General features: G+C 53.1%; 22 protein-coding genes. 9 read left to right on the forward strand and 13 right to left on the reverse strand.

The genetic code is table 11. The annotated features are described in order from the left end of the window. Window positions 1–11: 11 nt before the first annotated feature. Genes ARCH_RS06155 through ARCH_RS06185 form a run of 7 tightly spaced genes read right to left on the reverse strand, consistent with a single transcriptional unit; the run spans window position 12 to window position 4,343 of the window. Complete coding sequence (locus tag ARCH_RS06155) at window positions 12–428, reverse strand: hypothetical protein (protein ID WP_013170419.1); 417 nt, start codon at window positions 426–428, stop codon at window positions 12–14. Next, entirely contained in the window at window positions 425–853 is a 429-nt protein-coding gene (locus tag ARCH_RS06160; RefSeq protein ID WP_013170420.1) for a TadE/TadG family type IV pilus assembly protein, read from the reverse strand. The genes ARCH_RS06155 and ARCH_RS06160 overlap by 4 nt, the downstream gene beginning before the upstream one ends. After that, on the reverse strand, window positions 837–1,202 hold the full coding sequence (locus ARCH_RS06165) for a hypothetical protein (RefSeq protein WP_013170421.1): 366 nt from the start codon (window positions 1,200–1,202) through the stop codon (window positions 837–839). Before ARCH_RS06165 ends, ARCH_RS06160 begins: the two co-directional genes overlap by 17 nt. Then, window positions 1,199–1,408, reverse strand: a complete 210-nt coding sequence (locus ARCH_RS06170; protein ID WP_013170422.1) for a hypothetical protein — start codon at window positions 1,406–1,408, stop codon at window positions 1,199–1,201. The genes ARCH_RS06165 and ARCH_RS06170 overlap by 4 nt, the downstream gene beginning before the upstream one ends. A gap of 21 nt (window positions 1,409–1,429) precedes the next feature. After that, window positions 1,430–2,305, reverse strand: a complete 876-nt coding sequence (locus ARCH_RS06175) for a type II secretion system F family protein (RefSeq protein WP_013170423.1) — start codon at window positions 2,303–2,305, stop codon at window positions 1,430–1,432. Next, window positions 2,302–3,114: a type II secretion system F family protein gene (locus tag ARCH_RS06180; protein ID WP_013170424.1), complete on the reverse strand. Its 813-nt coding sequence runs from the start codon at window positions 3,112–3,114 to the stop codon at window positions 2,302–2,304. Before ARCH_RS06180 ends, ARCH_RS06175 begins: the two co-directional genes overlap by 4 nt. Continuing rightward, entirely contained in the window at window positions 3,090–4,343 is a 1,254-nt protein-coding gene (locus tag ARCH_RS06185) for a CpaF family protein (RefSeq protein WP_013170425.1), read from the reverse strand. The genes ARCH_RS06180 and ARCH_RS06185 overlap by 25 nt, the downstream gene beginning before the upstream one ends. A 168-nt stretch (window positions 4,344–4,511) precedes the next feature. Between ARCH_RS06185 and ARCH_RS06190 the strand changes: the two genes are divergently transcribed. Next, window positions 4,512–5,531, forward strand: a complete 1,020-nt coding sequence (locus ARCH_RS06190; RefSeq protein WP_013170426.1) for a phosphotransferase — start codon at window positions 4,512–4,514, stop codon at window positions 5,529–5,531. Between the two features lie 47 nt (window positions 5,532–5,578). On the opposite strand, the gene ARCH_RS06195 is transcribed toward ARCH_RS06190, so the two are convergent. Next, window positions 5,579–9,052, reverse strand: a complete 3,474-nt coding sequence (locus tag ARCH_RS06195) for an ATP-dependent DNA helicase (protein WP_081440786.1) — start codon at window positions 9,050–9,052, stop codon at window positions 5,579–5,581. Next, entirely contained in the window at window positions 9,049–12,183 is a 3,135-nt protein-coding gene (locus ARCH_RS06200; RefSeq protein WP_013170428.1) for a UrvD/REP family ATP-dependent DNA helicase, read from the reverse strand. Before ARCH_RS06200 ends, ARCH_RS06195 begins: the two co-directional genes overlap by 4 nt. A 120-nt stretch (window positions 12,184–12,303) precedes the next feature. On the opposite strand from ARCH_RS06200, the gene ARCH_RS06205 reads away from it, so the two are divergent. The 3 genes from ARCH_RS06205 to ARCH_RS06215 all read left to right on the forward strand — a co-directional run bounded on the left by ARCH_RS06205 (window position 12,304) and on the right by ARCH_RS06215 (window position 15,128). Further along, window positions 12,304–13,218: a DUF808 domain-containing protein gene (locus ARCH_RS06205; protein WP_013170429.1), complete on the forward strand. Its 915-nt coding sequence runs from the start codon at window positions 12,304–12,306 to the stop codon at window positions 13,216–13,218. Window positions 13,219–13,307: 89 nt separating this feature from the next. Beyond that, window positions 13,308–13,532 carry a DUF3107 domain-containing protein gene (locus tag ARCH_RS06210; RefSeq protein ID WP_013170430.1) on the forward strand — a complete coding sequence of 75 codons (225 nt, stop codon included), beginning with the start codon at window positions 13,308–13,310 and terminating at the stop codon, window positions 13,530–13,532. Between the two features lie 33 nt (window positions 13,533–13,565). Beyond that, the gene (locus ARCH_RS06215) at window positions 13,566–15,128 is read left to right on the forward strand and encodes a DEAD/DEAH box helicase (RefSeq protein ID WP_013170431.1); all 1,563 of its coding nucleotides are present in this window, start codon (window positions 13,566–13,568) and stop codon (window positions 15,126–15,128) included. Window positions 15,129–15,200: 72 nt separating this feature from the next. Here ARCH_RS06215 and ARCH_RS06220 read toward each other — a convergent pair whose 3' ends face one another. Both ARCH_RS06220 and ARCH_RS06225 read right to left on the reverse strand, forming a co-directional pair. Next, window positions 15,201–15,824, reverse strand: a complete 624-nt coding sequence (locus ARCH_RS06220) for a MarC family protein (RefSeq protein ID WP_013170432.1) — start codon at window positions 15,822–15,824, stop codon at window positions 15,201–15,203. Next, complete coding sequence (locus tag ARCH_RS06225; RefSeq protein WP_013170433.1) at window positions 15,824–16,660, reverse strand: PHP domain-containing protein; 837 nt, start codon at window positions 16,658–16,660, stop codon at window positions 15,824–15,826. Before ARCH_RS06225 ends, ARCH_RS06220 begins: the two co-directional genes overlap by 1 nt. Window positions 16,661–16,751: 91 nt before the next feature. On the opposite strand from ARCH_RS06225, the gene ARCH_RS06230 reads away from it, so the two are divergent. From ARCH_RS06230 to ARCH_RS06250, 5 genes are read left to right on the forward strand one after another with little or no spacing between them, the layout of a single operon-like run. Further along, window positions 16,752–18,260: an aminopeptidase P family protein gene (locus ARCH_RS06230; RefSeq protein ID WP_013170434.1), complete on the forward strand. Its 1,509-nt coding sequence runs from the start codon at window positions 16,752–16,754 to the stop codon at window positions 18,258–18,260. Window positions 18,261–18,316: 56 nt separating this feature from the next. Then, on the forward strand, window positions 18,317–19,606 hold the full coding sequence (locus ARCH_RS06235) for a magnesium transporter MgtE N-terminal domain-containing protein (RefSeq protein ID WP_013170435.1): 1,290 nt from the start codon (window positions 18,317–18,319) through the stop codon (window positions 19,604–19,606). Continuing rightward, window positions 19,606–20,187 (forward strand): DUF1003 domain-containing protein, encoded by a 582-nt coding sequence (locus tag ARCH_RS06240; protein ID WP_013170436.1) that lies wholly within the window; start codon window positions 19,606–19,608, stop codon window positions 20,185–20,187. Before ARCH_RS06235 ends, ARCH_RS06240 begins: the two co-directional genes overlap by 1 nt. A 5-nt stretch (window positions 20,188–20,192) precedes the next feature. Continuing rightward, entirely contained in the window at window positions 20,193–21,317 is a 1,125-nt protein-coding gene (locus ARCH_RS06245) for an Mrp/NBP35 family ATP-binding protein (protein WP_013170437.1), read from the forward strand. An 18-nt stretch (window positions 21,318–21,335) separates the two neighbouring features. Beyond that, a complete protein-coding gene (locus ARCH_RS06250) occupies window positions 21,336–21,965 on the forward strand; it encodes an O-methyltransferase (protein ID WP_013170438.1) in 630 nt (209 codons plus the stop codon). Between the two features lie 4 nt (window positions 21,966–21,969). Here the strand turns inward: ARCH_RS06250 and tatC are convergent, their stop codons facing one another. Together tatC and tatA are read right to left on the reverse strand one after the other, a co-directional pair. Next, the gene (tatC, locus tag ARCH_RS06255) at window positions 21,970–22,728 is read right to left on the reverse strand and encodes a twin-arginine translocase subunit TatC (RefSeq protein WP_231958012.1); all 759 of its coding nucleotides are present in this window, start codon (window positions 22,726–22,728) and stop codon (window positions 21,970–21,972) included. Window positions 22,729–22,734: 6 nt separating this feature from the next. Then, window positions 22,735–22,923, reverse strand: a complete 189-nt coding sequence (gene tatA, locus ARCH_RS06260; RefSeq protein ID WP_013170440.1) for a twin-arginine translocase TatA/TatE family subunit — start codon at window positions 22,921–22,923, stop codon at window positions 22,735–22,737. Window positions 22,924–23,035: the final 112 nt, after the last annotated feature.

Below are 23,035 nucleotides of genomic sequence, written 5' to 3' on the forward strand. Positions count from 1 at the left end.
TTAAGTCTACGCTATTGGGTGGGGGTGATTCTTAGTCGTGCGAACGAGGTTGCACACATTTCTACGTTTGAGGCGAAGTTGAGGAACGTGGGGAGCATGGGTATCGATGTGGTTTGGCAGAGTGTTATCACCACGTTTTCGCCCTTTACTCCGGTTGGTTCGTGGATTGTTGCGTGGGCACGTTCCGCGAGCGCATGGGCGTGTTCAGTGAGGTCTGGTGGCGCATAGTCGATATTTCCGGTTGCATAATAGCGTGCATCGTCGATTCGTTGTGCAAGCGCGAGCGCGGCGGAATCGGCGTGCGCTAGGAGTTCTTTGCGTTCGTTGTGGAGGTGTGCGGCGCTTCCGATCAGGAGCGCGAGCGCTATCACGAATACCCAGATTCCGAGTCCGAGGATGATGAGGTTTCCTTCTTCTTTCGTTTTCATGGCATTTCCCGGTATTGATCGACAGTCATGGTGTGGTGTGCTTCCACGTGGGTTACGATTCCGATAGCGGGCAACGTGACGGGTGCGCTTACACTCACGGTGATCTGGCCACCTGGGGTGAGGCAGGGTTCGTGGGTACACAACGTGTCCACGGTGAGCGGTTCGGTTCGCTTTCGCATCGTCCACACCTCGTGTGCGATACGTTCCGTTTCGGTTGGGATTGATAACGACGACGTTCGTACGGCTTCTCGAACTGCATCCCGGGCCGCTGCTTCGGCGCTGAAGCGGGCGCTTAAGATCGTGCTCAACGACATGATGAGGATGAGTGCTGGCCCAACGATAATCACGATGATGCCAACGAATTCGATAAGCGCATTTCCTGGTTCTTTTCTCTTTGTTGGCGTTTGGCTATTCAATTGGCGCACGTGCACTCACCTCGATGGTGATTGGTAGGATGAGGCCGAATACGGGTGCGCGAGCTGTTGCGCTCACGTCTACCCAATCAGACCCGTATGTCACCACGATGTTGTTCGCGTAACTGGCCGGCAACGTGGCCGTGATGAGTTCGGCTGTGCGGGCGTGCGCGATTTCTTCGTTTGATCCGTCAAGTCCCGCAATTCGGGCTCCTAGTGCAACAGAATCGTTCATGACTTCGCGAGCGAACCACGTGAATCCAATTCCCATAACTGTCAACACAACCAACAAAAGAAGGCCCACGGTTGCCACAAAACCAACAACCGCATTGCCGTCTTCATGCGTACGTTGTGGCTTCACGAGATATCTGTAACCCGGCTTATCGCTTCCTCAAATAAGTTGGTGAGCGCCGGTCCAACAATTGCCCACAACATCACTACGAGTGCGGCCGTCATGAGCGTAATCATCACCCACCCAGGTACATCGCCTCGCTCGCGTTTGTGCATTCGAGGCGTTGCTATGGCGTCAATCATTCGCAGATATAACTGGCGGATCGTGTTCTTCATGGTATTCCTTTCGTTGAATGTTTACATGAATGTCAATTGGCTTAATGCCGGGAAGATGGTGAAGATAACCGTGATCGGAAGAATAAGGAACACAACCGGGATCATCATGGAAATCTCTGCCTTTCCGCCCTCTTCTAATAAATCTCGGCGGGCCGCATCACGTGCATCACGCGCCTGATTATGGAGTGTTTGCGCAAGTCCACCGCCTTGTTCCATGGCAGTGATGAGGGAGTCCGTAAAACGGGAAACGTTCTGATTTCCTGCCCGTACCGAAAGATCGCTTAAGGCTGCGGGTAACGATTTCCCTGCATGAACATGCGCCAATGTTGTTCGCAGATGCTCTATTAGTGGGCCACTTCCTGATCGTACGGCTCGTTCGATCGCGGGCCGCACAGGTTCACCAGCACTAACAGCTAAAGCAATCAGCTCAATGACATCTGGTAATTGAGCAGTGAGAATCCGGGATGTGGCACGTGCAGCGGTAGTCAACCGATAATCAGCCCACAAGGCGCCGCACACTCCGCCAAATCCCACAGTAGCTAGAACTGTTAATGCAGGAAATCCGCGAATAACCAGGCTCGTGCCACTCAATGCTCCGGCAATGATCCCGCCGCCTGCCCATTGAATCTGACTCAAACGAAAAGCAGACACACTCCCATGCCCAACAACACCCAACCGCCGCGCAACCGATACGTTCGTTGATCCAAGGCGTTCAACAACCCCCGCCGCGTAACCTGCTAGCCGCACACGATAAGGCATTCTGCGAGTACGAACATCCCGCGAAGCCGCATGGCTAATAATCCGAGTTGTAAGAGAAACTGGAGCAGAAATAAACGCGACTATTATCGCTGCTATCCCTCCACCTATCACGCAACCGACAACAATATAAGCAATCATGATTCAGCCTTCGCAGGTGATGAAACAAAAACACGCGAATCAACTGTCAACTGCCCCAGCTTGATCATCGCAACGTACGCCAAAGCAGTCACGATAACCCCACCGCATAATACTGCTATCCCAGCTGGAGAACTGAACGCTTCCACAGTTCCTGGCCGCGTTGAAAACAATCCCAGCAACGCCCACGGAGCGGCAGCCGCCATACGTGCACCATTGACTGTCCACGATTGCCGAGCCAACAATTCGCCTCGCGCCCGATTATCTTCACGAATCACAGCCGCAAGCCTAGCCAGCATCGTTGCTAAATCACGCCCGCCCAATTCATGCGATAACCGCATCGCCTCCAACACTCGATCTGCCATCGGATCAGCAAATTCTGCCTTTAATTCATCCAACGCAGGCCCCATGCGCCCCTGCGCACGAATCATCGTGGCACACCGCGAAAATGGTTCACGCATCAACTCCGGGCCACGTTCCCCCACCATCGCCAACGATTGCGATACTGATAACCCTGCCCGCAACGATGCCACCACATCATCTAATACGTCAGGCCACGCATCCCGGCACACTTCTTCGCGGCGCCGAACCCGCGCAGATCGCCGCAACACCGGCACTAGCCCAGCAACCACTGCACAGCACACCACGATAGGAAGTGACCGAATCAGCACGAAACTCGCCACGCCACCAGCACACGCCCATCCTGCTGATACCACCACAGGGCGTGGGAGGAGCAGCGGACGCGGCTCCTCCCACGCCCGAAACATCAACAACATCCCGCTCCCGATCAGTGCACCGATAACGAATCCCACGATCTTCCTCCCACCAGATCTGCCACATCATAGCCAGCACGCTCAAAACGTTCCCGTTGTGGGATTTCGCCGTCGGCACGGCGCAAGCCACCACCGTCGTCGTCAGTAAATAATCGAGAAATCTCCACGATGTCTCCTTCAACTCGCCCCGTCACCCCAACGATTTCCCGAACCCGGCGGCGGCCGAAACGATCGCGATGAACGTGAACTACCACGTCGATGGAACGGGCCACCGTGGGAACCACGAAACTCGCCGTCACGTTATCCCCAGCCAGCAACGGCAACACACACAACTTAGCCACAGCCTCACGTGCCGAATTCGCGTGCAACGTGCATGCCCCAGGAATCCCCGAATTAAGCGCAATCAGCAAATCAAACGCCTCAGCCTGCCGAACCTCACCAATCACAATCCGTTCAGGACGCATACGCAACGCCTCCTTCACCAAACGACGCAACGTGATCTCACCACGATCTTCCATATTCGGAGGGCGAGTCTGCATCGCCACCACGTCACGATGCGCAAGATTCAATTCGAACACTTCCTCCGCCGTCACAATCCGCTCCCCCGCAGGAACCGCACCCAACAACGCGCCCAAAAACGTCGTCTTCCCAGCCTGCGTTGCACCCGACACAATGATGTTCAACCCAACATCAACCGCAGCATCCAAAAACCGTGCAGCACTCTCACTCAACACGTCAGCTTCCACGAGCTCTGCCAACCTACGCGGCCGAACCACATACTTACGCACATTCACAGACCAATGGGCCCGCGTAATATCAGGAATCACCGCATGCAACCGCTCCCCCGAACGCAACGCGGCATCCACAAACGGCGACGACAAATCAAGCCTGCGCCCAGACGCACGCAACATACGTTCCACCAAATCCCGCACCTGCTGATCGCTCAACACAACGTTCGTCAGCTCACTACGCCCAGCGCGCGCTACAAAAATCTTGCCTGGTTCGTTAATCCACATCTCTTCCACTGCAGGATCATCCAACAGGCGTTGAACCGGGCCAAATCCTCCGATATCGTCCCGAAGTGCCCGGATTTCTTCTTGCTGATTTACCAACGGAATGACGCTGCCAGTAATCACCAGACTCTCATATTCCGCCAGTGCAACATCGATCAGCCGGTCAAGACCCGACATATCTTCTTGTGGATCAATACCCGATGAACGCACAAGCTCTCGCACACGGGTATCCAGCCACGATCGCGCATCGTCCACAGCATTTCCTTCCACAGTTCCTGATATATGCGTTCAATGTAATATATTTCCTTATTTCCCCTTCAAGAGATTTCCACAGGTGTGGACAACTTTGGAGGCTCTCACGATTTTTGTGGTAAGGGGCGTGTTCGACGGCACGGATGAGCCAAAAGTCGATACCGTAAAGATATGAAGATGTCGCCTTATCACCTTGCCGCACTTGCAGTCGTTGCCGTTGACGGGCTCAACGCCGTCTCTATTCGTGGCCCATACTCATCCTCACTTGATTTTGTTTTCGGCGGGGTCCTGGATTCACGCGGCCGGCATTGGATCGTTAAAGTGCCACGTAGCGTGCACGCCTCCACCGTGATTGAAGCCGAAGCCGGGCTTGCCCCGGTATTGGTTGACCGGCTCCGTCACGGCAAGTTGCCGTTTGATGTGATGCGGCCCGCGGGTTTTGCTCCAGTTGATACGGGACGAGCGATTGTCTACCCACGCCCAATTGGGGAAACGATCGATTTTGATGGGCTTTCCGTGGATGAGGCGCACGAACTTGGGCGCACTCTTGCCACGATTCACCAGCTTGATTCGGCCACGATTACCGACGCCGGGATGCCCGCGTACGATTTAGAAATGGTTCGGAAGCGTTTACTCACCGAATTGCACGACGCCGATGCCACCGGTAACGTTCCTGCCATTTTGGCACGTAGGTGGGACAATGCGATTGAAAGCCCCGAATTATGGAATTTCTTACCGAGTGTTGTTCACGGAGATATTGCATCGGATAACGTGTTGTGGTCAAACGGGCAGGTTAGTTGCGTTCTTGGTTTTGGCGAAGCTCATGTTGGCGATCCTGCCGTTGATTTTGCATCCTTGATGTCTGGGATCAGCGAGTCTCTGTTTGATGCGATTATGGAATCGTATCGGAATTCCTTGATCGGGGATGTGGATGAACATTTCTTTACACGTACAGTGTTGTTGAGTGAGATCGCGCTTGCCCGCTGGATGATGTTTGGTATTCGGAATAACGATCAGCAGATCGTTGCGGATGCTGTGAACATGATGAACGAACTAGCTACGGATGTGGCTGCCGATCCGGATTTAGCCCCTGGCCCCGTGTGGAAAGTGGACACTGTTGATGACGATTTCGTGGCCGGCGATGCCTCTGATGCCGGGTTCCGTGCTGGAGAAGATGGTGAGGAACGTTAATCCCTCACCATTATCTTCTCTCGGAAGCTAGCTCGTAACAGGTGACCTTAACTTTGCAACGCGTTGATGATCGCGCGTTCGATCTCCCCTTCAGAGAGCTCTCCTGCATGCAGTTCGCGCGCGTTACTGTTTTCTTCTCCCAGATAGTAGAAGCACGCATCAATATCACTTAGCGGAACATTGTGTGCACGAGACCAGGCAAGGCGGTAGAGCCCTAACTGGAGTTCGCGCGATTTGACAAGTTCGTCTGATGGATGCCGCCCTGTTTTCCAATCCACGATTGTGACGGGAAGGCAACCTGGGATGCTGGACGTATCGAGTACCGCATCGATGACGCAACGAACCGGATACCCTGCAAGGTGGATTTCCACTGGTTGTTCAATTGCTAAAGCAGGGAGACCTGCGAAGCGCGACTGCTCAAACCTTTCTATCAGCACACGTTGGCGTTCATCGCTTATCTGCATGTCCATATCGATCGGCATTTGATCTGGTTCCAACACAGAATCAATATCTAACGTTAGCGGTGCTTCAAAGTAATGTGCTATCGCTTCATGCACTGCGGTGCCGGTACGGCTAGCAGCCATAATCGGTTGCGGAACCGGCCGGCGTTGATCACGGAAAAACTTATCTGCATCATGCATTAGCGCCACCACGTCTGAGGCTGTGAGGTAACCCCGTTCAACGCCTCGGATAGTAGCCTTATGCACCATGCGTTCTTCTTCCAGGCGCAGATACGTCTCATTCCACGCTTCACAGAGAGCTTCTTCAGTCACATGATCAATCTGCGCCGTATTCGCCTGCTTATCAACAGTGCGGTCAACATGATCTGGCCACAAAACGGCCACTTCTGATGGCGACGTGGAGATAGCCGTGGACTTTACCAGAGATAAGCCTTGTTCTTTTCCCCACCGAATCACATCAGATACCTGCGTGAATGGTTCTTCATAGCCATCATCTGTGATGTATGTTCCTTCAAGATCGTCAATAAACACGTTCGAGAAATAGAGCGGGTTCTGGACTGTGTCATTTTCTTCTGATGTTTCAGCAGGTCTCTCACACACAGCTTGATATTTCTTTTCAGCTTCCGCAACATCGCGGATATCGTAAGTCAGAAGCATCAAAAGGCTCCGAGGCCGTGTGAAAGCAACATACGCCAACCGCCGTTCCTCATCTCCCGAATGTGTTCGGATTTCCTGATCGTATTCACCATATCTGATCAATGCGTCGCGTTTAGCGGCGTGCGGATCGTCGTCATTATCAAAATCTTGCGCGGAATAACACGGAACATGTTCAGAATCGGCCCGCAGAGGGAACGGGAAAATCTCTTTCGATTTGTGCCAGAACGGATACGCTCGCTTCACATAATCGAAACGTTTACTTACCATCTCGGGAATCGCAACAATATCCCATTCCAAACCCTTCGCAGCGTTCACAGTAAGAATCTGAACAATGCCCGCAGCAGGAGAAATATCTTCGCCCAGCGACGAATCGATAGCCGCCGCCGCTTCACCAGAATGATCCCGTGCTTCCATCAAATCTAGCCAAGAAAGGAAACCGGCCACGGTGGCATACGGGTTATCTGCCTGGTAATCCCCTGCCAGCGAAACAAACCCCGCGAGTGCAGCCCTAACTGCTGCACCACCATGCGCGCGCGATGCTGCATACACAGGCAAATCAAGCAGATCGATCGCTGCAGATACCAGATTGTTTAGGCCTGCATGCCGATATTGTTGGAGCGAATCGACTAGGGAAGCAAGATGCTGTATCCGGCGCTGGCCATCGCTACTTAGTTCCGTAAAATTATGGTTGCCCATCAGCGAATCAATGAGCCGGACATCTGGCCGTTGAAGATCATGAGCTATCTTTTCTGCCTCTGCCGCAGAACTCTTCACACGAATACGTGCCAGTAGCTGCTCACGTTCTCCATGTGCATGCTCTTTAGCTATCGCAGAAAAGGCGCGAATATCTTGCACACCCAGCCCGAAGAAGTTGAACAGATAGATCAGCTGATCGTTTCTATCAGGGTTGGCAAGTAGTTCCAGAAGAGATCGCACTACCCTAACTTCTGGGCGAACTATAAGCGATTTTCCACCTATCACTTCATACGGGATGCCTTCGGCTTCGAGCGCTTCGATCGCCGCGTTTTCAAAGCTGTGGTTTCGCACAAGAATTGCCGCGGTAGGAGGAGTTTGTGATTCGCTTCCTTGTAGTTCTTGTTTCAACCGGCATGCAAGTGCCTGGTATGTATCTGCCGCATAATGCCGGTGAACACGTACCACTTCCCCGCCTCCAGCATTCGGCCCCGGCCGCAATTGTTTGATCGATAAGTTTCCATAGGAGAGCTTCCCTTGGGTGACTCTGTTCGCCGCGTTGAGGATCGATGTGGAGTTTCGGAAGGCTTGAGTCAGGGAGAGCTGTGCTTCGTTGGGAACCTGATAATCCCGGACGAAATCCGGGAAGGCGTTAGCTGATGCTCCACGCCACCCGTAGATTGCCTGGTTCGGATCCCCAACCGCAGTAACTGAACGAGCGTTAGCAAACACGGTTTTTAAGAAGCGAGCCTGGTTAACTGACGTGTCTTGGTATTCATCCAATAGAACAACAGGGAAAGCCTTCTGCAATGATTCGCGTACGTCTGCCACCTGTTCCACGATTCGGGTAGCCCATGACACTTGATCTGCAAATTCGATGAGGCCGAGTTCTTTTTTCTTGGCAAAGTAGGCTTCCACGGAATCGAGAAGTTGATACCGGGATTCCAGGCTTTTCACCACAGTCGCCCGGGTAAAAGCTTTGGCAGCCCGATCGTAGAAGCTCCGTTCTACACTCCCCTTATCCGGGGTTGTTTTTGCAGACATTCGCGGTGCAAGCACACGCCCCACAGATTCTACTTCCCGTGAAATGAAATCGCGGGCTTCGCCAACAGTCACATCGTTGTCAATCAATCCGGCGGCCAATGCTAATGCCGCGGATGTAAGCCCGTCAACGCTCCCATCGAGTAATGCTTCATGATGCGGCGCTGTAGAAACGATATCAAACATGAGTTGATACCGTTCCGCTTCGCTCATGAGCCGTGCCCCCGGATCTTCCCCAATAAGCATTGCGTATGATGTGGCGATCTGAGAAGCAAATGAATTATAGGTACTGATCGTTGGACGGCTTAAGGTATCGTGCACAGCAGAAGCGATCTGGTTTTTACCTTCTTCGCCATCGCCAATATTTCCATCCGTGAGCATCGACGACGGCGTATAGATACCTCGCCTAGTTATTTCACGGATTTTCTTATTCACACGTTCGGCTAGTTCGCCCGCGGCTTTGCGTGTGAAGGTCAATCCAAGTATGTGGTTCGGTTGTGCTTTCCCTGAGGCAAGTAGCCATGCAATCCGGTTTGCCATGGTGGCAGTTTTTCCAGATCCGGCACCCGCAATAACTAGGGTGGCTTGATGATCAGATGTGATCACTGCAGCCTGTTCATCGGTGGGAGGGAAGTCTGTGGTTCCCACAAAATCCGCAAAATTCATCATGAGAAGATCCTCTTCCCTTCCTTAGCCGGGCAGATAGTGATGTACGTGCAGCTTCTGCAACCGGAGTTAATCTGGGCTTCAATGGCGTGGGACCGCTGAATATCCGCTGATCGGTTGATCATCTGTTCAGCTTCTTTTGTGCGTTCAGCATCAAGCTCTGATTGTTCGGTCAGGCCATATCCTTGGGTTTCTTTGCCGATATGTACAAGGCGCGCACCTAAACTACGCGTTGGAGTTTGGCCACCTTCTGGCATGATCACTCCACCTTGTTCAACCAGCCACTGGTAAATCAACAGCTGTGGAACCCGATCCGCATCTTCTTTACGCGGAGATGATTTTCCAGTTTTGAAATCAACAACACGCACAGCAGAAGGATCCATATCAGAAAATTCCAACCGATCGATTTTTCCCGATACTACTAGTCCATCACGTTCTACACGTGCATAGAGTTCCCGTTGTTCGGTAGCTGGATTTTCTGTGAGATATTGATGAAGCTTGGTGACCATCCCTACAGCGCGTTCATACAGTTGTTGATCTGCAAGGTCTGTTCCAAAATCAAACACCGCCCACAGTTCATCCAGCCGTGCCCTCATCATATCCAGATCCGGTTCTTCTGTTTCTTCAGCGATCTGATGAACAAGAGTACCCACGTGTGCAAGAGAAGCGTTACCAAGCGATTGCCCGTTAGCAGAATCGAGGACACCACGTAGTGGGCAAGTAAGCATATTTTCCACAGCAGATGGCGAAATCCGGATCGTTTCCACATCCTCTGATTCACGCTTCGTGTACTCTAGATCATCTACCCACAGTTTCTGCCCCATTCCCGCAATATCATGCTCAGCCATCTTTTGTAGATAGTCACGTGCACTGGCTGCGATTCTATCGTGCCCTTGCCGTTGTGCCTGCCGTAGTTGTCCGATAAACGTTGCAGAATCAAGTGTTACTGCCGCGTGTGAATGATGGGTCAACAACGCCCCAGAATCATCCGAAAACAGCCACGGCACAAACCTGGACGGGATATTATCATCCGATTCAACACACGTGATTTCTACGCCGTCCGTCGCACGAGTCATGCAGAACAAGAGCATGCGGAGCTCATCATCCAGCACTTCGGCAACCTGCTGAATTCCTTGCACCGGAGCACCGGCCAGTTCACTACCTACAACAATGGAGACGAGTTCTGGCACGCGAGTCAATGGATTACGCAACCGCAGATTTGGCCAGATCCCATCATTGACCTGTGAAATAAATACATACCCCCAGGAACGGCCAATCCCCGCAGTTGGCGAGACCACGCTGATTCCTTCGGCGCCAGCAGACGTACGTGCAATCGAATCTTCTGGAACGTCTTGTTCTTCAAGAACTCGAATCAGATCCCCAATCAGAGCATTCGCCGGATCACGATCAGCCAAGCGTTGTGCCACTCTAAACAGCTGAATCACAGCATCAAGGTTGGCATCAGCAATATCTGCCTGTACACCCCCGGCAAGGACTTCTTCACGCCATTCTTCTGCCTTGCCAAGCCCGTCCCAGGCTTCCCATAGGACGCGCTCCGCGCGCTGTTCGCTCTGCACCGCACGCCGGATTCGTTCAGCCACACTGCGGATCTTATTAAACTCAGGGATGTCCGCCGCCGGGTTGTTCGGGCCTTCCTCAAACATGGCAGCCAGCAGCCTATCCCCTTGCCGCTTGCCTCCGTAAAAGATCTCCCAACCATGCATTTGCCGATTCAGGGCAGCGATGTGTGCTGCTGTATAGCCGAAGAATGGACCTACCAGCAATGTCCGGATCGCTTCGGCTATCTCGGCTTCTTCGCCCATCCCGCACGCTGTTTTGATCATCAGAAGAAGATCGCTTACAGCCCCTTGAAACCGAAGCGGGGTAACAGAAGGTAACGGCTGCACCGGAATCCCATGATCCATTAACGCATGGCGGAGGTTTTCATGGCCAGAACGGGAACGCGTGAACACAGCCATATCAGCGTAGGCAACGCCCGATTCGTTATGGATATGCCGCATCCGCTGCGCAAGGTATGCGATTTCTTCATGAGCACTCACAAATGTGTGCCCAGAAAATGCACATTCTGGCGCATACGTATAATCAGCCGAACGCTGTTGTGCAGCACGTGAAACATGGATCCCGGACGTAACTTTGGAGATGTACGGCGCAAGTTGACCACCACCACGATACCGGTGAGCTAACACGTACCGCCGCGCACCTAATCCTCCAGCGGTCCGCGGCTGTTCGATCAACGCCTGCAACTGATGGATGCCACCACGGTAGCTTTGCACTCCCGCATCAGGATCCCCGCACACAACTACACATGTACCATTGTCCTGCAGCACCCGCAGCAAAGATCGCAACGCCAGCGTACAGTTCGCTAGATCATCAACGAACACCCAATCCCAGGTTGGGCATAGGGATAGTTCCGCGTGCCCACCCCATTGCTGGATAAATGCGGCCGCTTGAGTAACGATGCGGGAATGATCGGTACGATCTGGGTTTTGATGCCCTACAGCGGCTTGAACCGCGAGCGCATCTTCATATTTTTCCATGAGTTCAGCGCCGATTACCCAGGAAGGATTATCGGCCTGTTCCCCATATTGTGCTAATTGTGAGGAGGTAATTCCGAGTTCAGCAGCACGAGTGATGAGATCACGATATTCGCTACGGAAGGCTTCTAATGATGCCACATCAGGGTTAATTGTGCCCAGCATTCCGCTTGGGTAGTAGCGTGTGCTCACATCAATGATGTCTTTAATCAACGCATCTTGATCTGGACCGGAGAGAAGTTCTGGTTCTCTGCGCCCTACCGCTTGTGCATAGGCAGAAACGATTCCGAACGCGAACGCCGCGATGGATTGCACGCGGGTTCCTTCACCGAGCACTCCCATATCAGTAACGAGTGTATTTCGCAGTTCGGTGGCAGCACGTCTATCTGGCGATAGCACGGCGATACGAGATTCTGGACTGTGAGCAACGATTTCCTGGACGCACTGGCGAATAAGCGTTGTTTTTCCAGTTGCGGGAGCGCCAAGTATCGATAGCGCCTGACTTTTTTGTTGCGCAGCCAGGATACGCCGGCAGGCATCGAGTACCGCAGCGTGTGACGCATCGTTGTATTCAGACATCGCCAGTTCCCTTCCCGTATGATGATTTTTCGTTGTGTTCTAACTGTATCGTGTACCTCCCACACATTTTCGTGTCACCTCACGTACGATCGTTACCAGACATCTTTTTAGGGAGGATTTATGGCCGGTGGGCTTATTGCATTACTTGATGACGTTGCCGCGCTCGCGAAAGCCGCTTCCGCGTCACTTGACGACATCGCCGCCGGAGCTTCACGCGCCAGCACCAAAACGTTGGGTGTCATTATCGATGACGCCGCCGTTACCCCACAATACGTTGGAGGCCTTTCGCCCCAGCGCGAACTTCCGATTATTTGGCGGATTACCAAGGGTTCGCTGCGAAACAAGATTGTGTTTATTCTCCCGGCTTCGCTTCTTCTTGCAACGTTTACTCCGTGGGCGCTTCCGTTTTTGTTGATTCTGGGTGGTAGTTATTTGTGTTTTGAGGGCGCGCACAAGATAGTTGAACGGCTTGCGGGGCATTCGGCGGAAAAACCTGCGATCGCATCGGGTGCAGACGCAGAAGACACGATCGTTTCGCAAGCAGTTCGCACCGATTTCATTTTATCTGCCGAAATTATGGTCATTGCGTTAAATGAAGTTTCGGATTCATCCCTTTGGCACCAGTTAGCAATTCTTCTTCTAGTTGCGTCCCTTATTACTGCGTTGGTCTACGGTGTGGTTGCGTTGATTGTTAAAACCGACGACGCCGGTCTGGCACTTTCCCAGAAAACCTCACGTAGCGCTCAGATTCTGGGGCGTGCATTGCTAGCCGCTATGCCGTGGGTAATGCGAATCTTGACCGTTGTAGGAACGATCGCCATGTTGTGGGTTGGTGGTCACATCATTATTGCTCAACTGGCTGAACTTCACGTCACCTGGCCGCTCAATACGCTTCATCACCTCATCACTCCTCTCCATCATGCGGCAGGTAGTTTTGTAGCCTGGTTAGCAGATACGGGCGCCTCCGCCGTCGTCGGCCTTATCTGGGGAACACTGCTGGTTGAAATCGTCACCCTGGCCACAAAATCCCACTAAAACTACGCCCTGCGCGATTCTTCGCTTGTGTCACCTGAAAAGTGTGGGAGGTGAACTGTAGAATTCACAATGGAAAGAAAGGACTAGCCTTGGATATTACAATTGGAATCCGTGACGTTGCCGGAACCGTGAACATTAGTGTGGATATGACCACCGAAGAACTCAACGCCCACGTCACCGATGCTTTAGCAACCCACAAACCGCTTGTGTTAACCAGCTCTGATAACGAAACAGTATTCGTCCCTGCAGATGCTTTGGGCTACGTCCAAGTATCAGGAGCGCCACAACGGCGCGTCGGTTTCGGCTTCGCGTAAATAGATAAGAAGCTGACCAAAGAAAGCATAGGTATGACTCAGACGTCAGGAATTGCGGATACATCACGCGCATCCGTACCAACCCACAACGAACCAGCCGCAGATATTGAAGCGGCTGGGAAAGATCTTAACCTCGAAGAAAAAACCTTCGCTGATTACGGAGTATCCGCGCCAATCGTGGATGCTCTTGCAGCGAAGGGCATCAGCCATCCCTTCCCTATCCAGGCGCTCACGCTCCCAGTTGCGCTGAAAGGCTCCGATATTATCGGCCAAGCAAAAACTGGTACCGGAAAAACACTCGGATTCGGAATCCCCATGATTGAACGCTGCATCGGCCCTAGCGAACCCGGGTTTGATGCGCTCGCTCATCCAGGCGCCCCACAAGGTCTCGCAGTTGTACCAACCCGCGAACTAGCCAAGCAAGTTGCGCAAGATCTTCGCGATGCCGCCAAGAATCGATCCATCCGCATCGTGGAAGTCTACGGTGGGCGCGCCTACGAACCTCAGATCAAAGATCTAGAAAAGGGCGCTGAAATTATTGTAGGTACCCCAGGCCGCCTCATCGATTTGATGAAGCATCGTACCCTCAATCTTGGCGCTGTCCGCGCAGTTGTGTTGGATGAAGCCGATGAAATGCTTGATCTTGGATTCCTTGAAGACGTAGAAAAGATCCTTAGCGCCACCCCTCCAACCCGGCATACCATGCTCTTCTCAGCAACCATGCCAGGCCCTGTGATTGCGATGGCACGCAGGTACATGAGCCACGCAACCCACATTCGTGCCCAAGCGCATGACGATGAATCAACTACGGTGCAATCCGTACGCCAGGTTGTCTACCGCGCACACGCACTCAACAAGATTGAAGTGTTGGCCCGTATCTTGCAGGCACGCGGCCGTGGGCTCACCATCATCTTCACGCGCACCAAGCGCACCGCCGCCCGCGTTGCTGAAGATCTGGCCGCACGTGGCTTTGCCACAGGCGCACTCCACGGCGATCTTGGCCAGGGCGCCCGCGAACAAGCACTGCGCGCATTCCGCCACGGAAAGATTGATGTGCTGGTGGCAACGGATGTTGCTGCGCGTGGTATTGACGTCGATAACGTCACCCACGTCATCAACTATCAAGCGCCTGAAGATGAAAAAACGTACGTGCACCGGATCGGCCGCACCGGCCGTGCAGGACATTCAGGTACTGCTATCACGTTTGTTGATTGGGAAGATACACCCAAGTGGGCGGTCATCAACAAGCTGCTCTCCCTGGGTATGCCTGAACCTGTGGAAACCTACCACACCTCCGATCATCTCTACACAGATCTGGATATCCCAACCGACGTCACGGGCCGTCTGCCAAAAGCTCAGCGCACCCGCGAAGGTTTGAATGCTGAAAAGCTTGAAGATCTAGGTGAAACCGGCCGAAGCGCAGGGCGCGGCCGTAACAGGAATCAGAACCGTGGCCGTAGCAAACGCGATCGTAACGGCAGCCAGCCCCATCAGAACAAGGGCCGCAACGAACGCCGTTCCCCTAAAGAAACCACTGAAGATCAGCGCAAGCCACGCCAACGCCGCCGAATCCGAAAGAATCCGGCTGATTGTTGATCTAACATTCCCGCCTAGCACTGCTAGGCGGGAATGTTAGTGGCGTCTACTTATACTCGGGTTGGAGGCACCTCATCCACCAAAGTGTGTAGTAACCACAGAGACGATACCGTTAATCATCAGCTGAGCGGCGATTGCGGCCAGTAACATGCCCGAAAGCCTAGTGAGAAGCATAATGCCAGATTCACCAAGAAGCTTGAGAATCGGGTTGGCAAAACGCATCGTAAGCCACGAAATGAAGAGTACACAGATCAAACCCAAAACTGTAGTGACGATCCGCATCCAATCGTGGCCAGCCTCATCGATCAGCAACATGAACGCCACAATGGAACCAGGGCCTGCCAACAATGGCATACCCAACGGAACCATAGCCACATGCAGATCGCCATCGGACTCCCCCGGATCTTGTTCTTGGCCGGTGAGCAACTGCAACGCAATCAGTAACAACAGCAAACCGCCAGAAAGTTGGAGCGCTGGAGCAGAAATTCCAAGTGCATTAAAAACGCTAAACCCAAAGAAGCCAAAGAGCAGGAGCAAGATTCCCGCAATAAAGTTTGCTTGGAATGCGATCCTGCGACGATTTCGTTCCGATGCTTTCGATGTGAGAGCCAAAAAGATCGGCAGGTTTCCCGGCGGGTCAATAATCACAAACAATGTTGCGAATGCCGAGACGAATAACGCCGTATCAAATGTCACTAGATAACCTCCGCAAAAGTCCCGTCAATAAGCGCCCGATAGGCATCGGGGGATGTTGTGTTTTCTCCAAGTTTATTAGGCTTGCCACGTCCGTGATAATCCGATGACCCGAATCGCGCAAGCCCATACGCATTAACAATATCAGTCAGAAACTGCCGTGTATCGGCAGGATTGTCACGGTGATCTACTTCAATTCCAAACAATCCTGCTTCAGCTAATTCACGGTAGGCACGATCGGGGGCAACTGTCCCGCGTTTCATGGCTTTGGGGTGTGCCCACACGGTTTTCCCACCGGCAGCATGGATAAATTCCACAACCGCACGCGCGTCTGGCGCGTATTGTTCCACATAGTAAGGCGACGACGTGGCCAGCACCTGTTCAAACGCTTCAGAACGATTGGCTAGGATTCCTTTTTCTACCAGAGCATCGGCGATGTGTGGACGGCCAAGGGTAGCGCCTGGAGCGGCTTGGCGCATGACGTCCTCAAATGTCACAGGAAAATCGGCTGCAAGGCGTTCGGTGATAGCCCGCGCCCGGCCTTCGCGTGATTCGCGCACAGATCTGATGTGGTCTTGCACTTTGTTGTCTTCTGAATTAAACAAGTAGCCTAAGATGTGTACACGCACTCCATGGCACGTTGCGGTGATTTCCATTCCGCGCACAAGCCGGATGTTATTCGCACGCGCCGCTATGCTAGCTTCTTCCCATCCGGATACGGTGTCATGATCGGTGAGTCCTATAACGTCGATTCCTACCTCGCACGCTTTCTTCATGAGTTCTGTTGGAGAATCTGTGCCATCAGAACACGTGGTGTGGGTGTGTAAATCGATCATCATGTTTCCATCCTACTCCCCGCCTCACCCTCTATATGGTCACAGATCTCTGCCGAGTTTAGCCTCCGCCATCTTTAGTGGGATAATGGAAAGTATGAGTGATGAAAAACAAACGTTAGAAGAGCGTGCGCACAACCGCACGCAGCGTCCGCAGAGCGATCAGTTTCGTTCTTTCATCGGCGAAGATTGGGGCACTCGCCCGGCGGGTCCGCAGCGTGGTGAAGTAGCAGATTACCTTCCTGCTCGCCATCTCACACTAGGTTCGCAGTTTGTTGGCGAACGTTTAGTTTTCCCTGCAGGTGATCTTCAGGTTCGTTCTAACGATACGGATTATCGTTTCCGCGCGCATTCTGCGTTCGCACATTTGACTGGGCTTGGTGGCGAAGACGAACCAGGCGCTGTTCTTGTTCTTGAACCGCTTGCGGATGAGGAGCGCACTGCGGAGGCTACGCACGAAGCTGTGTTGTATTTCCATCCGCGCGCACCGCGTTCGTCTGAAGAGTTTTATGCGGATTCGCGCCACGGTGAGTTTTGGGTGGGTGCTCGCTTGTCTGCTCAGGAGATGTCTACTCTCACGGGTTTGAAAGTTTCGCATATTGATTCGCTTCGTGATGCTCTTGCGAAGGATTTGGGCGAAGTGACGATTCGCGTGGTTCCCGGTTCAGATGCGTCCGTGGAAGCTTTGGTTGAAGAGTTGCGTCAGGAAAATGGCTTGGTAGAGAGCGCAGAGGCAATCAACGCTCAGTTGGCCGAGGCTGCGTCTGAGATGCGTTTGATTAAGGACGAATACGAAATTCGTGAAATGCAGAAGGCAGTGGATGTCACCGCCGCTGGTTTCGACGACGTGGTTGCGTCGTTCCCACGTGCTCGTACGCACTGGCGTGGTGAGCGTGTGATTGAAGGCGCGTTCTTTGCGAAGGCTCGCGAAGAAGGTAACGGTTTGGGCTATGACACGATCGCTGCTGCCGGCAACCACGCAAACACGTTGCACTGGATCAAGAATGATGGCCCGTTGGAAGATGGCACGTTGATGTTGATCGATGCAGGAGCTGAAGTAGATTCGCTCTACACCGCGGATATCACCCGTACGTTGCCTGTTTCTGGCACGTTCTCTCCAACCCAGCGCAAGGTGTATGACGCCGTGTTGGAGGCATGCGATTATGCACTCGAAGTGGCGTCACAGCCAGGCGTTCGTTTCCGTGATGTGCACGCAGCAGCTATGACTGTGATCGCACGCCACTTGGAGAACTGGGGCATCTTGCCGGTCACTGCAGAAGAATCGTTGCTACCAGAAAACCAGTATCACCGCCGGTGGATGCCTCACGGCACATCGCATCACTTGGGCCTTGATGTTCACGATTGCGCACAAGCTAAGCGTGAACTTTATCAGGATGCTGTACTGGAAGAAGGTATGGTATTCACTATTGAGCCTGGATTGTATTTCCGTGAAGACGATCTGAAGGTTCCAGAAGAATTCCGTGGAATCGGCGTTCGAATTGAAGATGACGTGGTCATCACAGCCAAGGGCGCTGTACGTATTTCTGAACATATTCCACGTACGGCCGATGATATTGAGGCATGGATGGCGCGCCTCGCACAGTAAGCCGTACAGCTTAACCACACGGCGGATCTCCGCCACGACGAACAGGAGAGTGAAATATGGGCACTCATGGGCCGTCTCGCGTTTTTGTTGGGCGTCTTGCAGGAGCAGACGTCTTTGACCCGATCGGTGATCGTGTTGGCAAGGTGAGCGATGTCGTTGTGGTTTTCCGATTACGTGGGGCCCCGCTGGCAGTGGGGCTAACGGTTGACGTGGTGGGTAAGCGGCGCGTGTTCGTGCCGCTTACCCGGGTCACGTCGATGGCTAACGGCCAAGTGATCACCACAGGTTTGGTGAACATGCGCCGGTTTAACCAACGCCCAGTGGAAACGATGGCTGTTGGTGAGTTGCTTGATCGCCAGGTCACGATTATTGAGTCTGGCGAATTAGCTGAAGTTGAAGATCTTGCGATTGAGCAGACTCGCGCGCGCGAATGGCGCGTCACTACCTTGTACGTGCGTATGGGGCGCGGTGCGAAGGATGCGGGAAACACTCTGCTGATTCCAACGTCTGCCGTGCGCGGTTTGGCTACGAAGGTATCGAACCAGGGCGCTACTGCCTTGTTGGCGCAGATTTCTGGTTTGAAAGCTCCTGATGTGGCCGATATTTTGCGCGATTTGCCTGAGGATCGTTTGCTTGCAGTTGCGCGCGAATTGTCCGATGAACGTTTGGCAGACGTGTTGGAAGAATTGGGTGACGACGATCGTGTTGCCATTATGGAGTCCCTCGACGTCGAACGTGCTGCGGACGTTTTGGAAGTCATGCAGCCTGATGACGCGGCCGATTTGGTGAACGAACTGCCAGTTGCTCAAGCTGAAGCGTTGCTTGAACGCATGGAACCAGAAGACGCTCGTGACGTCCGCCGGTTGATGAGTTATTCTGAACGTTCCGCCGGTGGTTTGATGACAACCGATCCGATCATTTTGCCTCCAGATGCCTCTGTTGCGATGGCACTTGCGCAAGCCCGCCGGCCAGAATTACCGCCGGCACTGGCGTCGATCATCTTTGTCACTAGGCCTCCGCACGAATCTCCAACAGGCCGCTACATCGGCGTCGTCCATCTACAACGCGCCTTGCGCGAACCGCCGTCAAACATGATCGGCGGAATCGTGGAGCAGGTGGAAAACCTCTCCCCTGATGACGGCATCGGAACGATCACGCGTCTGCTCGCAACTTATAACTTAACTGCGCTGCCCGTGTTAGCAGACGATATGCTTGTTGGCGCTGTGTCTGTTGATGACGTCTTGGATCACTTGCTTCCTGACGATTGGCGTGAAGCAGATGAAATCGAACTGGATGAAGCAGTTGATGCTCAACATAACCATGATGATGAGGAGGTGGATGCCTAATGGCAAATTTTGACGAGCCATCGGACAAGCGCTCACGGCGTATTAAGAAGGCCCGCTGGGATTCGGATGCAATTGGTGTTGTTTCTGAACGTATCGCACGCTTTTCTGGCACGCCTCAATTCTTGGTCTACTTATCGATCTTCGTCGCTCTGTGGTTAGCGTGGAACACGTGGGGGCCTGATTCGTTGCGCTTCGATTCGGCAGAACTGGGCTTCACCGCGCTCACGCTGATGCTGTCGCTTCAAGCCTCTTATGCAGCTCCGCTGATTCTTCTTGCACAAAACAGGCAAGATGATCGTGACCGTGTGACCGCACAACAGGATCGTTTCACCGCGGAACGCAACTTGGCGGATACCGAATACATCACGCGTGAAATCGCATCGCTGCGTTTGGCATTGAATGAAATCGCCACCCGTGATTTCGTTCGCTCAGAAATTCGCGATCAACTGGAGATCTACCGCGAAACCGATGCGGAGCTTACAGAAAAACTTGAAGCCAAAGACGCTCATATTGCCGTGCTCGAAGCCAAGATTGATGAACTTTTAACACAAATTGATACACCTGAAAAGAAGGTAGACTAGACCTCATGACTATTTCCCTTGAAAAGATTAATGAAGCCCTCGCAGGCGTATATGATCCTGAAATTAAACGGCCGATTACGGAAATCGGTATGGTTCGCTCTGTAGACGTCGATGATTCTGGTCTTGTTACCGTTGGCGTTGATCTCACCACCGCCGGGTGCCCGTTGCGTGAGAAGCTCACCACGGATGTGACCGCCGCAGTTTCTGCCGTCGAAGGCGTTACTGGCGTGAATGTGGTTATGGGCGTCATGTCTGATGAACAAAAAGCAGAGATGAAGAAGACCTTGCGCGGTGGCACCCCAGAACGCCACAACCCATTCTCTGATTCGGGTTCACTCACCCGCGTGTACGCCATCTCCTCTGGTAAGGGCGGCGTTGGTAAATCATCTATGACAGTCAACTTGGCTACGGCAATGCAACGTCAAGGCTTGAAAGTTGGCGTGGTTGATGCCGATATTTATGGCTTCTCTATCCCACACATGATGGGTGTAGATGTGCCGCCACAGGTTGTTGACAAGATGATCATCCCTCCAGTGGCTCACGATGTGAAGACCATTTCTATCGGTATGTTCATGGAAGAAAACATTCCTGTTGTTTGGCGTGGCCCAATGCTTCACCGTGCACTCGAACAGTTCTTCTCTGACGTGTACTGGGGCGATCTGGATGTTCTCTTGATCGATCTTCCGCCGGGTACCGGCGATATTGCGCTCTCGGTTGCTCAGTTGATTCCGAATGCGGAAATTGTCCTGGTCACCACCCCGCAGGTGGCAGCAGCAGATGTTGCTGAACGCGCCGGCATGATGGCAAAGCAAACTGATCAACGCGTGGTTGGCGTTATCGAAAACATGTCCTACCTGACCATGCCAGATGGCACCCAGATGGATATCTTCGGTTCCGGTGGCGGCAAGAAGGTTGCCAGCGAACTATCCTACATTTTGGGTTACGATGTGCCGTTGCTAGGCCAGATTCCATTGGAACAGCCACTGCGCGAAGGCGGAGATGCCGGCGTTCCATTGGCAAGCCAGGATGTTGAATCCGCTGCTCACGAGGCTATCCATGCGATTGCTGAAAAGTTGGGCCACAGAGCCCGTGGGCTTTCCGGTAAGTCGCTTGGCGTCGCACCTCTTTAGGGGAGAAGTTTACGGAAGATGAGCATCGAAAAAGCGCAATCGTGGGTGTACGCTGAAACGTTTGCATCTGACAACATGTATACGAATCAGGCCCGCCTTCAGGCTGCCGAATTGGGGATTGAACCTATCAGTACTGCTACCGGGCATTTCTTATCCTTGCTGTGTTCAGCAAAGGGTGCCAAGGTGATTGCTGATATCGGCACTGGTACAGGTGTTAGTGGCCTCTACCTGTTGGCAGGCACAAAGGATTCACAGATCACCAGTATTGATGTTGATTCTGAAGCTCAAAACATGGCCCGGCAGAATTTTGCTGCCACGGGTGTTCGCTCTGGCCGTTATCGGCTGATCAACGGCCGGAGCGCGGATATCCTTCCGCGCCTCGCGTCGGCGTCCTACGATCTGGTCTTGGTAGATGGTGATCCACTAGAAGCTGAAGGCGATGTTGTTGAGGCCCTGCGCATGTTGCGCACTGGCGGTATCTTGGTTGTGGCCCATGCGCTCTACCGTGACCGCGTAGCGGATCCGGCCCGCCGTGACGATCATACGGTGGCCATGCGAAACTTGGGCAAGTTACTTCAAGAATCTGACAGCCTCACAACGTCGCTCCTGCCGGTTGGCGATGGGCTTTTAGTTTCTGTAAAGAACTAGCGGCTCAGGCAGCCAGCCCTGCCTTCTTCAGTTTCTTGGCCACGCTCCGATCACGTATCCACGAAATAAATACAGCAATCAGGTAGAGGAGCAAAAGGAACAGGGCTTGCACGATCATTGGCCACGGGCTTGGGAGCGGGTTGGCGATCGCCGCGAAGATAAAAGCGATCACGGTGGCCCAGCGCCATCCAAGGATCATGGTGCGTGCGGAGAGTATTCCAAGGAAGTTGAGAACAACCAGGAATTCTGGGATGAGGAACGAGATACCGAAGGCGATCACCAAGCGCATATAGAACGTGACGTATGCGTTGGCTTGCAGGAGCGATACGGCTCCTTCTGGCACGAAGGATTGGAGGATTTCTACGGCTCGCGGCGCCATCCATACGCCACTGGCGGCCCCGCTTGCGAAGAGGATCACTCCTACGATGCCGAACACAACAACATAGATTTTTTCTTTTCGCTTGAGCGCGGGAGCAATAAAAAGCCCGAGTTGGGTGATCCACCATGGGCTGGTGATGAGGATAGAGATCCAGATAGCAACGGTGAATTTAAGATCGAATGCTGCGCCGATGGTCTGAAAGTTCAGGCCAAGTTCTGCCTTGTTGGCTTGCCGGATTGGTTCTTGGATGAACCTCATCACGGGATCGTACAGATACCATCCGGGTACGGTTCCGATGATGATGCCAAGAAGCGCCAGGATAAGGCGTTTGCGCAGTTCGCGTATGTGAGCGAAGATGCCCATGCGTGCTTCTGGATTCTTCATGGGTTGTTACTTGGTTTCGTTGCCTTTATCGGATTCTTCGATGGCCTCTGGTTGGACGTCGTCTTGGAGTTCTTTCATTTCTTTCTTGAGGACTTTGGCGCTTTGTCCGATGGATTTTGCGATGGATGGGAGTTTGGAGGCTCCGAAGATGATGATGAGGACGAAGATAACGACGACGAGGTGTGACGGCTTCATGGTTTCTCCTTGGTTGGTTTTTGACCGGCTCACATATACTAACGTGTAGATGGCGCCTCCTGCATTAGCGGGATTTCTATTTCACACTTGTCGGGTAGTTTTGGTTGTTTTT

This window comes from Arcanobacterium haemolyticum DSM 20595, from assembly GCF_000092365.1.
Classification (GTDB): domain Bacteria; phylum Actinomycetota; class Actinomycetes; order Actinomycetales; family Actinomycetaceae; genus Arcanobacterium; species Arcanobacterium haemolyticum.

Excerpts from the sequence above, each read along its gene's own strand:
- ARCH_RS06225 (WP_013170433.1), bottom strand. The coding sequence starts at position 16,660 with ATGATGATCGATTTACACACCCACACCACGTGTTCTGATGGCACAGAT.
- tatA (WP_013170440.1), bottom strand. The coding sequence starts at position 22,923 with ATGAAGCCGTCACACCTCGTCGTCGTTATCTTCGTCCTCATCATCATC.
- ARCH_RS06205 (WP_013170429.1), top strand. The coding sequence starts at position 12,304 with ATGGCCGGTGGGCTTATTGCATTACTTGATGACGTTGCCGCGCTCGCG.
- ARCH_RS06230 (WP_013170434.1), top strand. The coding sequence starts at position 16,752 with ATGAGTGATGAAAAACAAACGTTAGAAGAGCGTGCGCACAACCGCACG.
- ARCH_RS06170 (WP_013170422.1), bottom strand. The coding sequence starts at position 1,408 with ATGAAGAACACGATCCGCCAGTTATATCTGCGAATGATTGACGCCATA.
- tatC (WP_231958012.1), bottom strand. The coding sequence starts at position 22,728 with ATGAAGAATCCAGAAGCACGCATGGGCATCTTCGCTCACATACGCGAA.
- ARCH_RS06215 (WP_013170431.1), top strand. The coding sequence starts at position 13,566 with ATGACTCAGACGTCAGGAATTGCGGATACATCACGCGCATCCGTACCA.
- ARCH_RS06190 (WP_013170426.1), top strand. The coding sequence starts at position 4,512 with ATGAAGATGTCGCCTTATCACCTTGCCGCACTTGCAGTCGTTGCCGTT.
- ARCH_RS06250 (WP_013170438.1), top strand. The coding sequence starts at position 21,336 with ATGAGCATCGAAAAAGCGCAATCGTGGGTGTACGCTGAAACGTTTGCA.
- ARCH_RS06240 (WP_013170436.1), top strand. The coding sequence starts at position 19,606 with ATGGCAAATTTTGACGAGCCATCGGACAAGCGCTCACGGCGTATTAAG.
- ARCH_RS06155 (WP_013170419.1), bottom strand. The coding sequence starts at position 428 with ATGAAAACGAAAGAAGAAGGAAACCTCATCATCCTCGGACTCGGAATC.
- ARCH_RS06245 (WP_013170437.1), top strand. The coding sequence starts at position 20,193 with ATGACTATTTCCCTTGAAAAGATTAATGAAGCCCTCGCAGGCGTATAT.
- ARCH_RS06235 (WP_013170435.1), top strand. The coding sequence starts at position 18,317 with ATGGGCACTCATGGGCCGTCTCGCGTTTTTGTTGGGCGTCTTGCAGGA.
- ARCH_RS06175 (WP_013170423.1), bottom strand. The coding sequence starts at position 2,305 with ATGATTGCTTATATTGTTGTCGGTTGCGTGATAGGTGGAGGGATAGCA.
- ARCH_RS06200 (WP_013170428.1), bottom strand. The coding sequence starts at position 12,183 with ATGTCTGAATACAACGATGCGTCACACGCTGCGGTACTCGATGCCTGC.
- ARCH_RS06195 (WP_081440786.1), bottom strand. The coding sequence starts at position 9,052 with ATGATGAATTTTGCGGATTTTGTGGGAACCACAGACTTCCCTCCCACC.